Genomic DNA, 11,715 nt, shown 5'->3' with positions numbered 1-11,715 from the left:
TGTTGTGGGTATCCTGTGTCGGCTCACATAGGGATTGATAAAAATCGAATCTGCGCTATGTTGAGTCCTGTTCAGGGTTCTCCGGCGGAAACGCCGATGAGCTAAGACGGGAACAGGGTGAACCCGGCGGAAATCCGGCAATTCCCAGGCTGCCCCCGCAACTGTGAACGGTGAGCGTTCGTCCCATTCTGCCACTTGGCCGCAAGGCTTGGGAAGGCGGGGCGGCGTGATGACCCGTGAGCCAGGAGACCTGCCTTGAGCGTAACGTCCACCGGCGGGGTGCCGGAGGGGTGTGGTCAGTTCATGTCCGGCTCTGCCGGGCTGTCCGCTCCCTCTGGTCCGTGCCATCTGCTTCGGCAGCAGTGCTTCGGGGTGCAGGCATGATCAAGAGAGCCGTTTTCGAGTTTCCGCCCGGGTAGTCACCTGCGGCCCGTTTTCCTCCGCTCCACCGGATTGCTCCGGGTGCCGCAGCGCGGGAATTGTCCTTGAGTTTTTATCTGCCTCCGGCTGCGCAGAAGCGTGGCCGAACCCTTTGTCACGTCCGTCATATGAGGATCGACCGATGACCGTCACCGTCTACAGCAAGCCCGCCTGCGTCCAGTGCAATGCCACCACCCGCGCCCTGGAGCGCAAGGGCATCGACTACACGCTGGTGGACATTTCCGAAGACACGGCGGCCTATGACTACGTGACCGGCCTTGGCTACCGTCAGGTGCCGGTGGTTGTCGCCGGTGAAAACCACTGGGCCGGTTTCCGTCCGGACCTGATCGGCGGCCTCGGCTGAACCACTGAAGGGCGCATGCACCATGGGCAGGCTCGTCTATTTTTCCAGCACGTCGGAAAACACCCGCCGCTTCGTCGAGAAGCTCGGGACTGACGCCATCCGCCTGCCCGTGGACGCCAGCGCGCCCGTGCCCCTCGTGAGCGAGCCCTTCGTGCTGGTGACGCCGACCTATGGCGGCGGCACGGCGAAGGGCGCGGTGCCGAAACCGGTGATCCGCTTTCTCAACGAGGAGCAGAACCGCAAGCTCATCCGCGGCGTCATCGCAGCGGGCAACACCAATTTCGGCGAAGGCTATGCCATCGCCGGCAACATCATTTCCGCCAAGTGCAACGTGCCGTTCCTCTACAGGTTCGAGCTTCTGGGCACGGCGGAGGATGTCGAGAACGTCACCCTCGGACTGGAACGGTTTTGGACATGCTAGACACGGATTCCCCGCAGGACGCGGGCGCAAAGACCCACTCCGCAGCCGTTGCCCCGGCTTCCGGCGGCAGCAATGCCCGCCAGTCCACGGCGCTGGACTATCACGCGCTGAACGCGATGCTGAACCTCTATGATGATGAGGGGAAGATCCAGTTCGAGAAGGACCGCGAGGCCGCGCGCCAGTATTTCCTCTCGCATGTGAACCAGAACACAGTCTTCTTCCATAACCTGAAGGAGAAGCTCGATTATCTGGTTACCGAAGGCTACTACGAGCCCGAGGTTCTGGCGCAGTATTCCTTCGAGTTCGTGCGCGACCTATTTGACGCAGCCTATGCAAAGAAGTTCCGCTTTCCGACCTTCCTTGGCGCCTTCAAGTATTACACGTCCTACACGCTGAAGACGTTTGACGGTAAGCGCTATCTGGAGCGTTACGAGGACCGCGTCTGCATGGTGGCGCTGGCGCTGGCGCGCGGCGACGAAGCCCTGGCCATGGCGATGATGGAAGAGATCATCACCGGCCGCTTCCAGCCGGCAACGCCGACCTTCCTCAACGCGGGCAAGAAGAGCCGTGGCGAGCTGGTGTCCTGCTTCCTGCTGCGCATCGAAGACAACATGGAGTCCATCGGCCGGTCGATCAACTCGGCGCTGCAGCTGTCCAAGCGCGGCGGCGGCGTGGCCCTGTGCCTGACGAACCTGCGCGAATCGGGCGCGCCCATCAAGCACATCGAGAACCAGTCTTCCGGCGTCATTCCGGTGATGAAGCTGCTGGAAGACAGCTTCTCCTATGCCAACCAGCTGGGTGCCCGTCAGGGCGCGGGCGCGGTCTATCTCAACGCCCACCACCCGGACATCATGCGCTTCCTCGACACCAAGCGCGAGAATGCGGACGAGAAGATCCGCATCAAGACCCTGTCGCTGGGTGTCGTCGTGCCGGACATCACCTTCGAGCTCGCCCGCAACAACGAGGACATGTACCTGTTCTCGCCCTATGACGTGGAGCGGGTCTATGGTGTGCCCTTCTCCGAGATTTCGGTGACGGAAAAGTACCGCGAGATGGTCGAGGACGCGCGCATCCGCAAGTCCAAGATCAAGGCCCGCGAGTTCTTCCAGATCATCGCCGAGATCCAGTTCGAGAGCGGCTATCCCTACCTCATGTTCGAGGACACGGTGAACCGCGCCAACCCGATTGCCGGCCGCATTTCCATGAGCAACCTGTGCTCGGAAATCCTGCAGGTGAGCGAGGCGAGCCTCTATGAGGAGGATCTGTCCTATTCGCACCTCGGCAAGGACATTTCCTGCAATCTCGGCTCGCTGAACATCGCCAAAACGATGGATTCGGATGATTTCGGCCGCACGGTCGAAACCTCCATCCGCGCCCTGACGGCGGTTGCCGAGATGAGCAACATCACCTCCGTGCCCTCCATCGCCCGCGGCAATGCGGAGAGCCATGCCATCGGCCTTGGCCAGATGAACCTGCACGGCTATCTCGCCCGCGAGCGCATTTTCTACGGCTCGGAAGAAGGCATCGACTTCACCAACATTTACTTCTACGCCGTGACCTATCACGCCATCCGTGCGTCGAACCGCCTGGCTGTTGAAAAGGGCCGCAGCTTCAAGGGCTTCGAGAAGTCCAAGTATGCTTCCGGCGAATATTTCGACAAGTACACGGATCAGGTCTGGGCACCGAAGACGGAGCGCGTGGCGCAGCTTTTCGCTGATGCCGGGATCCATATCCCGACGCAGGACGACTGGCGCGCCCTCAAGGCCGAGGTGATGGCAGGTGGGCTCTATAACCAAAACCTGCAGGCCGTGCCGCCCACCGGCTCGATCTCCTACATCAACCACTCGACCTCCTCGATCCATCCGATCGTGTCGAAGATCGAGATCCGCAAGGAAGGCAAGATCGGCCGCGTCTATTATCCGGCGCCCTACATGTCGAACGAGAACCTCGACTATTATCAGGATGCCTACGAGATCGGGCCGGAGAAGATCATCGACACCTATGCCGCGGCCACCCAGCACGTGGATCAGGGCCTGTCGCTGACGCTGTTCTTCCGCGACACGGCCACCACCCGCGACATCAACCGGGCGCAGATCTACGCCTGGAAGCAGGGCATCAAGACCATCTATTACATCCGCCTGCGCCAGATGGCTCTGGACGGCACGCAGGTTCAGGGCTGCGTGTCCTGCACTCTCTAATACCAAGGCTCTGAGATGCTGACGCATCACGCCTTGAAAATGCTCAAGCGCCGCAAGGGCTTGACCAGCACTCAATGAGGCAAGCTCGTCGAGTGCTGGTATAAGCCTCCGGTCCGTGGAGAAAGCATCATGAACATGCACATCAAGCCCGCCTCCCGCGTGCGCGCCATCAACTGGAACCGCATCGAGGACGACAAGGATCTGGAAGTCTGGAACCGCCTGACCGGCAATTTCTGGCTGCCGGAGAAAGTTCCGCTGTCCAACGACATCCAGTCCTGGGCCACCCTTCGCCCGGAAGAGCAGCGCCTGACCATCCGCGTCTTCACCGGCCTCACCCTGCTGGACACGATCCAGAATGGCGTCGGCGCGGTGACGCTGATGGAAGATGCCGTCACCCAGCATGAAGAGGCGGTTCTGTCGAACATCTCCTTCATGGAAGCGGTGCATGCGCGCTCCTATTCCTCCATCTTCTCCACCCTGTGCCTGACGCCGGACGTGGACGAGGCCTACCGCTGGTCGGAGGAGAACGAGTTCCTGCAGCGCAAATCCGCGCTGATCATGGAGCAATACGGGAGCGGCGATCCGCTGAAGAAGAAGATTGCCTCGGTCTTCCTCGAGAGCTTCCTGTTCTACTCGGGCTTCTATCTGCCGATGTACTGGTCGAGCCGCGCCAGACTGACCAACACCGCGGACCTCATCCGCCTGATCATCCGCGACGAAGCGGTGCATGGCTATTACATCGGCTACAAGTTCCAGCGCGCGCTGGACCGGGAGCCGGAAGCCCGCCGTCAGGAGATCAAGGACTTCGCCTTTGACCTGCTGCTGGAGCTTTACGACAACGAGACCCGCTACACCGAAGAGCTTTACGACGGTGCGGGCCTGACCGAGGACGTGAAGAAGTTCCTGCATTACAACGCCAACAAGGCGCTGATGAACCTGGGCTATGAGGCCCTGTTCCCGGCGGAAGCCTGCAAGGTGAACCCGGCGATCCTCTCGGCCCTCTCGCCGAATGCCGACGAGAACCATGACTTCTTCTCCGGCTCCGGCTCGTCCTATGTCATCGGCAAGGCCGTGGCGACGGAAGACGAAGACTGGGATTTCTGAGCCCCGGCCAGAGGCTTGGATGATTGCAGGGCCTTACGCTGCCGCGTGAGGCCCTGATCTTTTTCAAGCTGCGGCTTGCGGCGTCACAAGCCTTCCCGGCCCCTGAAGCGGCGCTGATAGCCGGGGTCATAGAGCGCGCTTTCGCGGAACTCCTTGGCGCCAAGCCCGTGGCCCACAAAGATCAGTGCCGTGCGCTCGATCGGGTTTTCGGCCACTTTCGCGCAGATATCCGCCAGCGTGCCGGAGACGATCCGCTCGTCCGGCCAGGACGCCTTGACGACGATGGCAACCGGGCAATCTGCGCCATAGAGCGGGATCAGCTCCGCCACCACCCTATCGAGCGCATGGATGGCGAGGTGGATTGCCAGTGTCGCGCCGGTGGCGCCAAACCGGTCCAGCGTTTCCCCCTCCGGCATGGGCGAGGCCCGGCCTGACACGCGGGTCAGCACAAGGCTCTGGGCCTCGGCCGGGATCGTCAGCTCGCGCCCGAGCGCCGCCGCCGCCGCCGCGAAGGCAGGCACGCCCGGCGTCATCGTATAGCCGATGCCCAGCCGGTCCAGCCGCCGGATCTGCTCGGCCACCGCGCTCCAGACCGAGAGGTCACCTGAGTGCAGGCGGGCAACATCCTGCCCGTTTTGAGAGGCACGCAGGAACTCGGCCTCGATCTCGTCCAGCGACAGCGGCGCCGTGTCGATGATCCGCGCACCTTCCGGGCAGAAGGCCAGCAGCTCTTGCGAGACGAGAGACCCGGCATAAAGGCAGACCGGGCAGCTTTCGATCAGGCAGCGGCCCCGGACAGTGATCAGATCAGCCGCGCCCGGACCTGCGCCGATAAAATGGACCTTCATCATTCTTCCTCTTTGATTGGGTCTGCAGCCGCACCCGGCTTCGTCCAGCTCCATTGGGTGACGGGCATGGCCGGCCGCCAGCCGTGCATCGAGCCGATGGGTGAGGCGCGGGCGATTTCAATGCGCGTCAGCGAGCCGCCGTTGCGGGCATGCAGGGCAAGAAGCACCGCTTCCATCTCTGTCGTCACCGCATTGGCCACAAGCCGGCCGCCCGGCTTCAGCCGTTCGATGACCGTTTCCATGACGCCGGGGTTCGTGCCACCACCGCCAACAAAGACGGCATCAGGCGCAGGCAGATCCGCGAGCAATGCTGGCGCTTCACCCTCAATGACCTGCAGGCCGGGCACGCCGAAGCTTGCGGCATTGCGGCGGATGCGGGAGGCGCGTTCGCCATCGCTTTCGATGGCAATGGCCCTGAGTGAAGCATCAGCCAGCATCCATTCGATGCTGACCGAACCCGAGCCGCCGCCCACGTCCCAAAGCAGTTCCCCGCGCCTCGGGGCAAGGGCGGAGAGGGTGAGCGCCCTGACCTCGCGCTTGGTGATCTGGCCATCATGCTCGAACAGGCTGTCATCCAAACCCGGCGCATAGGCCAGCACCCGCGCCCCCGGACCTGCCAGCACCTCGATGGCGCAGACATTCAGCGCATGGAAATCCTGAGGCGCAAAGGCCTCTGCCGTCTGGCGGCTGATGCGCTCCCTGTCCCCGCCCAGCGCCTCCAGCACATGGATGTGCGAGGCGCCGAAGCTATCCCCGGTGAGAAGGTCTGCGATGGCGGCAGGTCCGTGCTCATCCGAGGTCAGCGCAATTATGCGGGCGCCGGGATGGAGATGCGGGCGGATCAGCTCTACGGGGCGGCCATGCACGGATACACAGACCGTCTCCGCCAGCGCCCAGCCAAGGCGTGAGGCGGCAAGGCTGAAGGAAGACGGGTGCGGAATGACCCGCATCTCGCTCACCGGTATCCGCCGGGCCAGCGTCGCGCCTGCGCCATAAAGAAACGGGTCCCCGGAGGCCAGCACAACCACCGCCCGCCCGCGTTCGGCGGCAACGGCCTCGACCGAGCGCTCGAACGGGCTGAGCCAGGGGCGGGCTTCGCCGGTGATCACCGCCGCGGCCAGATCGAGATGCCGGACACCACCAAAGACCACTTCTGCCGCTGCGAGCGCTGCCTTGGCAGCCTCGCCAATGCCCGCTAAACCATCCTCACCGATGCCGATGATGGTCAGCCACGGGCGCACGGCGGATGAAAGAAGATCACGCTTGGACAAGAGTCATATCCTCATTCTGGCAGGCACGGCAGACGCGCGGGCACTGGCGGAACGGCTCGTGCAGCACCCCGGCCTGACAGTCACCCTGTCGCTTGCGGGCCGCACGCTGGATCCTGCCGCCCTGCCCGCACCGGTGCGCTCCGGCGGGTTTGGCGGGGCGGAGGGGCTTGCCGCCTATCTGCGGCAGGAGAATATCAGCCTGCTCATCGATGCCACCCATCCTTTCGCCCGGCGCATGACGGCCAATGCGGTGGAAGCAAGCCGGCAGACCGGAGTACCGCTGCTGAAGCTGGAGCGGCCCGCCTGGACGGCGCAGCCGGGGGACAACTGGACCCCGTTCCGCTCGATCCGGGAGGCGGTGGAAGCCCTCGGCGCCGTGCCACGCCGCGTCTTTCTCGCAACGGGGCGGCAGGGGGCTTCGGCCATCGAGGCCGCGCCGCAGCATCACTACCTGATCCGCAGCGTCGATCCCGTCGATCCGCCGCCTGCCGTGCCCTTTGCCCGGAACATTCTGGCGCGCGGCCCCTTCACGGTGGAGGCGGAACTGGATCTTCTGACCGGCCACGGCATCGAAGTCATCATCTGCAAGAACAGCGGCGGCGAAGCCACCTATGCCAAGCTGGAGGCCGCCCGCCGCCTTGGCCTTCCGGTGACGATGATCGAACGCAGTGCTCATGAGGCGCCCCTCAGTGCCGGCAGTGCCGATGAAGCCATGACCCTGATCAGTCACTGGCTTGAAGATGCTGCAAAGCGCGGCGTGTAGACGAGATCCGGCAGGCCCTCACGCGGCACGCGCCGTGTCTCCGCCGAGCCGATGATGACGCAGGTGGCCATATCCGCCATTCTGGCATGGGCCTCCGAGAGGGGAGCAACCACGATCCGCTCATCCGGGCGCCCCGCAGCGCGGCCGAAGATGACCAGCGTTTCCGGTTTCAGAACTTCGCGCAGCAGCTCGAAGGCCCGGTCCAGCTGCCAGGGCCGGGCCTTGCTGACCGGATTGTAGAAGGCCATGACGAACCCGGCTTCGGCGGCAAGGCGCAGCCGCTTTTCAATCAGCGGCCATGGCTTCAGGTTGTCGGACAGGGAAATGGCGCAGAAGTCATGGCCAAGCGGCGCGCCAATCCGGGCGGCGACGGCCAGCATGGCGGTGATGCCCGGCACGATGACGAGATCAACCTGCTTCCAGTTGTCCGGCCCATGCTCGATGGCCTCGCACACGGCAGCCGCCATGGCAAAGACGCCCGGATCACCGCCGGAGACCATACAGACCCGCTCGCCCCTCGCGGCTCTCTCCAGCGCATCGCGAGCACGGGCCAGCTCTTCCCGGTTGTCCGAAGCGATCCGCATCTGATCCGGGCGCAGGGTGAGCCGTTCCAGATAGGGCAGATAGCCGAGGAAGGCGGTTGAATCATCCACGGCAGCCTGGGCCTCCGGCGTCATCTGCAAGGGGTTGCCCGGCCCGGTGCCGATCACATAGAGGCGCCCGCTCATCGCAGCCCGCTCCAACCCGGCACGAGCACCAGCGAGAAATAGGGCGCCGCGTCATCCGGCTTGGCAGCCAGACGCACCACCTTTTCCGCCGCCATGGTGCCGCGCTCCACGTAGATCGCGTCCTCAAGGCGCCCGCAAGCCGCCAGCGCCCGCCGGACCTTCGGCAGGTTGCGGCCGATCTTCATGATCACCGCCGCCTCCGTATCGGCAAGCCGGCGCTGCAACTCCGCTTCTGCCATGGTGCCCGGCAGCACGGACAGAACGTCGTCCCCTTGCGCAATGGGAACGCCGGTGCGCGACCAGCAGCCGGACATCGCGGTGATACCGGGAATGACTTCGACTGCAAACCGGTCCGCCAGCCGCACATGCATGTGCATGTAGGAGCCGTAGAACATCGGATCGCCTTCGGACAGGACAGCGACCGTGCGGCCGGCATTCAGATGCGCGGCAATGGCCTCGGCCGACTCCTCGTAGAAGGCTTCAAGGCAGGAGGTATAGGCCGCCTCATGCTTGTCGATCTCAGTGGTGACCGGATAGTAGAGCGGCAGCTCTTCCACGCCCGGCCGGATCATGCTGTCCGCGATGCGACGGCCATTGCCGGTGCGCCCGGCCTTGGCGAACCAGGCGATCACATCCGCCTCACCCAATATGCGCACGGCCTTGACGGTCATCAGTTCCGGATCACCCGGCCCCGTTCCCACGCCGTAAAGGCGGCCGGGGGCAGCGTTCTGCGCACTCATAGGCCGGGCCTCGCCAGAGCGTTGACTGCGGCAGCCGTCATTGCGCTGCCGCCCAGCCGTCCGTGCACCGTGGCAAAGGGCACGCCCCAGGGGTTATCCGCCAGCGCTTCCTTGGACTCCGCCGCGCCGACAAATCCCACCGGCATGCCGATGATGGCTGCGGGCTTCGGCGCGCCATCGCGCAGCAACTCCAGCAGATAGAACAGCGCCGTCGGGGCATTGCCGATGGCGACGACCGAACCGGCGAGCCTGTCCAGCCAGAGCCGCATGGCCGCCGCCGAGCGGGTGTTGCCGATCTCAGCCGCCATCTCCGGCGTGCGCGGATCGCGCAAGGTGCAGATGACCTCATTGTTGGCCGGCAGACGGGCCGCGGTGACCCCGCGCGCGACCATTTCCGCATCACAGAACACCGGCGCGCCCGAAAGCAGCGCCTGACGCGCCGCAGACACGAAATCCGGTGAGAAGCTGAAATGCGCGGCGGCCTCGACCAGGCCGCAGGCATGAATCATCCGGACGGCAACATCCGCTTCAGCCACGGAGAACCGCGACAGGTCCGCCTCCGCGCGGATGATGGCGAAGGACTGCTCGTAGATGGCTGTCCCGTCCTTGATATAGTCGTAATGCATCATGCCCTTTCTGCCCCGGCCATGGCGAGGATGGCGGCTCCGCTTGCGCCGAGCACCTGCTGCGCTGTTTGCCCCGGTTGGCGGTTCAGTTCAATCCCGCGCTGCAGGCGGGGCAGAACTGTTTCCAGCCTCTGCGGAGAAAGCTGCAGGTCCGGCCGGCTGTCCGCCCGCCCGCCCAGCACGATGGCCGCCCCCTGCTCCGTGCCGGTGACCGTCAGCGCCGCCGCCTGCGGATGGGCGCAGCCCTTGGAACAGCCGGAAACATGAACGCGGCAGGAGCCGTCGAGCACACCCGGTTCTGCGGCTGAAGCGGCGCTGATGAGACGTTCCGCCTGCTGGCGGGTGTTGATCCTTGCCGCCGCACAAAAGCCGGTGCCGGGACAGGCGGAAATGAAATGCGCCGGATCAGACGGCGAGGTGATGAGCCCTTGCGCCGCGGCAAGCGCTGCGGCGGCTTCCACCGTCTCTTCCGTCAGCCCCAGCACCAGCAGCGCGTGATCCGGCGCAAGCCGGATTTCCGTGGCGCCAAGGCGCTGAAGCCCGGCCATCAGTGCTTCCAGCTCATCCGCGTGGATGCGGCCATAGGCGAGCCGGAGCGCCAGCACGAGGAGAGCGCCGCTGCGGATCACACCGGCCGGCCTGACCGGCGCGGGGAAGCCTGCCTCAGGACCTGCGCCGTCCTCGCTCCCCTCGATATCAGGGGCAATATCCCGCCCGCGTGCGTGGCCGCCGCGCTGCGACAGGGCGCGCAGCAGCTCCATCACCCGGGCCACTGCAGCTTCCTCCGGCAGAAGGGCAACGGGCTTTGCCGATCCGGCATCGCCCGCCAGTGCCACGCGCCAAAGCACGCCGCCCTCTGCCTTCACCGCATCGAGCCGGATGTCCGCGCTGGCCGTGGACAGGTTGAAACAGCCGCCGCCGTTGACCGTGATTGCCAATTTCGGCGCAAGGGCGAGCGGCGGAACATGGCTGGCAATGCCCTGCCGGATCGCTTCGGCAAGCTCTGTGGCATCCGCTGTTTCAGACGGATCAAGCCCGGACAGGGGCGGGACCTCGATGGCCGTGCCCGTGCGCGTCACGATGCCGGCTGCCTGCAACCCTTCGGCCAGCGGAGCGGCGCTCTCCAGCGTCAGGCCGCGAATCTGCAGATTGCCGCGCGCGGTCACCTCCAGAAGACCGTTGCCGGTGCGGCGGGCAAGCCCTGCCATCGTCATCCATCCGGCCGGGCTGAGGCCGGGCGCCTGCGGACGCAGCCGCACGAGAAGGCCATCGCCCGTGGCCATGGGCGCGGCCAGCGACGGGCACGCCCCCCGCCTGACCGGAACACGTGGAGCCTCCCCAACGGCCAGAGCCGGTGTCTTCAGCGCGCTCATGCCGCATCCTCCCGGTTCAGGGGGACGGTTTCATCCTGCGCCGTCAGACCGGATGCCGGGCGGCGGATGAGATAGGTGTCCATGATCCAGCCATGCTTTGCCCTTGCGGCCTGCCGCAGGCGGGAAATCTCCGCCGCCACGTCTCCCAGCCGGCCCGAGACGAGAATTTCCATCTCCGTGCCCAGATAGGCGCCCCAGAAGATCTGCGCGTCCGGCTCACCGGCGCCCTCATAGGCCTGAACCCCGTCGAGCATCACCGCCACATCCGCAGAACCTGTGGTCCAGCCCTGCGCCAGCCGGCGGCCGGTGGTGATCTCCACCGGCTGGCCGATGCGGTTGAGCGGAATCCTGTGCCTTGCGCACAGCACCTGCAGGCTGCTGATGCCGGGAATGACGTCATAGTCGAAGGCGATCCGCCCGCGGTCGCGCAGGTGCTCCATGATGCGGATGGTGCTGTCATAGAGCATGGGATCGCCCCAGACGAGCACCCCTGCGGTCCCTTCCGGGCCAATCTCTTCGGCCAGAAGCTGCTCGTAGATTCCGGCAATCGCCAGATGCCAGTCGTCCACGGCCGCCGGATAGTTGCTGTCCTTGCGGCGGACGGGCATGTCGAAATGCACGAGTTTCGGGTCTTTGCGGGTGATGTAGCGGCCGCAGATCTGTTCGCGCAGCCGGACGAGGAAGTCCTTTTCCCCGCCTTTCCTCGGCAGAAAGAACGCGTCGCAGCTGTTCAGCGCATTGACCGCTTCCATGGTCAAATGCTCGGGATTGCCTGCGCCAATCCCGATGACCCGAACCCGTCTCGTCATCATTCCCCCGTGCGCCCAGCGCTCCCGGTCCGCGTCCCTGTATGGGTCCC

General features: G+C 64.9%; 12 protein-coding genes and 1 riboswitch. Of the genes, 5 read left to right on the top strand and 7 right to left on the bottom strand.

Going from position 1 to position 11,715, the window contains the following annotated elements:
- Positions 1–57: 57 nt before the first annotated feature.
- A riboswitch (cobalamin riboswitch) is annotated at positions 58–272 on the top strand.
- A 290-nt stretch (positions 273–562) separates the two neighbouring features.
- The 4 genes from nrdH to nrdF all read left to right on the top strand — a co-directional run bounded on the left by nrdH (position 563) and on the right by nrdF (position 4,507).
- Entirely contained in the window at positions 563–784 is a 222-nt protein-coding gene (gene nrdH, locus ACVNHC_RS15420) for a glutaredoxin-like protein NrdH (RefSeq protein WP_019963799.1), read from the top strand.
- 22 nt (positions 785–806) lie between these two features.
- Complete coding sequence (nrdI, locus tag ACVNHC_RS15415; protein ID WP_094462737.1) at positions 807–1,205, top strand: class Ib ribonucleoside-diphosphate reductase assembly flavoprotein NrdI; 399 nt, start codon at positions 807–809, stop codon at positions 1,203–1,205.
- Positions 1,199–3,403: a class 1b ribonucleoside-diphosphate reductase subunit alpha gene (gene nrdE / locus ACVNHC_RS15410; protein ID WP_457167875.1), complete on the top strand. Its 2,205-nt coding sequence runs from the start codon at positions 1,199–1,201 to the stop codon at positions 3,401–3,403. Before nrdI ends, nrdE begins: the two co-directional genes overlap by 7 nt.
- 129 nt (positions 3,404–3,532) lie before the next feature.
- Complete coding sequence (nrdF, locus tag ACVNHC_RS15405; protein WP_058898239.1) at positions 3,533–4,507, top strand: class 1b ribonucleoside-diphosphate reductase subunit beta; 975 nt, start codon at positions 3,533–3,535, stop codon at positions 4,505–4,507.
- A gap of 83 nt (positions 4,508–4,590) precedes the next feature.
- Here the strand turns inward: nrdF and cobM are convergent, their stop codons facing one another.
- Together cobM and cbiE are read right to left on the bottom strand one after the other, a co-directional pair.
- Positions 4,591–5,355 (bottom strand): precorrin-4 C(11)-methyltransferase, encoded by a 765-nt coding sequence (cobM, locus tag ACVNHC_RS15400; RefSeq protein ID WP_457168254.1) that lies wholly within the window; start codon positions 5,353–5,355, stop codon positions 4,591–4,593.
- Positions 5,355–6,626, bottom strand: a complete 1,272-nt coding sequence (cbiE, locus tag ACVNHC_RS15395) for a precorrin-6y C5,15-methyltransferase (decarboxylating) subunit CbiE (protein ID WP_457167873.1) — start codon at positions 6,624–6,626, stop codon at positions 5,355–5,357. Before cbiE ends, cobM begins: the two co-directional genes overlap by 1 nt.
- On the opposite strand from cbiE, the gene ACVNHC_RS15390 reads away from it, so the two are divergent.
- A complete protein-coding gene (locus tag ACVNHC_RS15390; RefSeq protein ID WP_457168252.1) occupies positions 6,577–7,389 on the top strand; it encodes a cobalt-precorrin-6A reductase in 813 nt (270 codons plus the stop codon). The genes cbiE and ACVNHC_RS15390 overlap by 50 nt on opposite strands.
- Here ACVNHC_RS15390 and ACVNHC_RS15385 read toward each other — a convergent pair.
- From ACVNHC_RS15385 to cobF, 5 genes are read right to left on the bottom strand one after another with little or no spacing between them, the layout of a single operon-like run.
- Positions 7,353–8,117 (bottom strand): precorrin-3B C(17)-methyltransferase, encoded by a 765-nt coding sequence (locus tag ACVNHC_RS15385; protein ID WP_457167871.1) that lies wholly within the window; start codon positions 8,115–8,117, stop codon positions 7,353–7,355. The two genes, ACVNHC_RS15390 and ACVNHC_RS15385, sit on opposite strands and share 37 nt — an antisense overlap.
- Positions 8,114–8,857 carry a precorrin-2 C(20)-methyltransferase gene (locus tag ACVNHC_RS15380; protein ID WP_457167869.1) on the bottom strand — a complete coding sequence of 248 codons (744 nt, stop codon included), beginning with the start codon at positions 8,855–8,857 and terminating at the stop codon, positions 8,114–8,116. Before ACVNHC_RS15380 ends, ACVNHC_RS15385 begins: the two co-directional genes overlap by 4 nt.
- The gene (locus ACVNHC_RS15375; protein WP_457167867.1) at positions 8,854–9,486 is read right to left on the bottom strand and encodes a precorrin-8X methylmutase; all 633 of its coding nucleotides are present in this window, start codon (positions 9,484–9,486) and stop codon (positions 8,854–8,856) included. Before ACVNHC_RS15375 ends, ACVNHC_RS15380 begins: the two co-directional genes overlap by 4 nt.
- Positions 9,483–10,856 carry a precorrin-3B synthase gene (gene cobG / locus ACVNHC_RS15370; RefSeq protein WP_457167865.1) on the bottom strand — a complete coding sequence of 458 codons (1,374 nt, stop codon included), beginning with the start codon at positions 10,854–10,856 and terminating at the stop codon, positions 9,483–9,485. Before cobG ends, ACVNHC_RS15375 begins: the two co-directional genes overlap by 4 nt.
- Positions 10,853–11,665 carry a precorrin-6A synthase (deacetylating) gene (gene cobF, locus ACVNHC_RS15365; RefSeq protein WP_457167863.1) on the bottom strand — a complete coding sequence of 271 codons (813 nt, stop codon included), beginning with the start codon at positions 11,663–11,665 and terminating at the stop codon, positions 10,853–10,855. The genes cobG and cobF overlap by 4 nt, the downstream gene beginning before the upstream one ends.
- Between the last annotated feature and the right edge of the window lie 50 nt (positions 11,666–11,715).

Source organism: Pannonibacter sp. Q-1 (assembly GCF_054073275.1).
Note: the sequence above shows the minus strand (reverse complement) of the source record. Positions and strands in the feature narration are given on the sequence as shown.

What these genes read in the sequence shown, in the direction of transcription:
- nrdH (WP_019963799.1), top strand. Translation starts at nt 563, where the DNA reads ATGACCGTCACCGTCTACAGCAAGCCCGCCTGCGTCCAGTGCAATGCC.
- nrdI (WP_094462737.1), top strand. Translation starts at nt 807, where the DNA reads ATGGGCAGGCTCGTCTATTTTTCCAGCACGTCGGAAAACACCCGCCGC.
- nrdE (WP_457167875.1), top strand. Translation starts at nt 1,199, where the DNA reads ATGCTAGACACGGATTCCCCGCAGGACGCGGGCGCAAAGACCCACTCC.
- nrdF (WP_058898239.1), top strand. Translation starts at nt 3,533, where the DNA reads ATGAACATGCACATCAAGCCCGCCTCCCGCGTGCGCGCCATCAACTGG.
- cobM (WP_457168254.1), bottom strand. Translation starts at nt 5,355, where the DNA reads ATGAAGGTCCATTTTATCGGCGCAGGTCCGGGCGCGGCTGATCTGATC.
- ACVNHC_RS15390 (WP_457168252.1), top strand. Translation starts at nt 6,577, where the DNA reads ATGGTCAGCCACGGGCGCACGGCGGATGAAAGAAGATCACGCTTGGAC.
- ACVNHC_RS15385 (WP_457167871.1), bottom strand. Translation starts at nt 8,117, where the DNA reads ATGAGCGGGCGCCTCTATGTGATCGGCACCGGGCCGGGCAACCCCTTG.
- ACVNHC_RS15380 (WP_457167869.1), bottom strand. Translation starts at nt 8,857, where the DNA reads ATGAGTGCGCAGAACGCTGCCCCCGGCCGCCTTTACGGCGTGGGAACG.
- ACVNHC_RS15375 (WP_457167867.1), bottom strand. Translation starts at nt 9,486, where the DNA reads ATGATGCATTACGACTATATCAAGGACGGGACAGCCATCTACGAGCAG.
- cobG (WP_457167865.1), bottom strand. Translation starts at nt 10,856, where the DNA reads ATGAGCGCGCTGAAGACACCGGCTCTGGCCGTTGGGGAGGCTCCACGT.
- cobF (WP_457167863.1), bottom strand. Translation starts at nt 11,665, where the DNA reads ATGACGAGACGGGTTCGGGTCATCGGGATTGGCGCAGGCAATCCCGAG.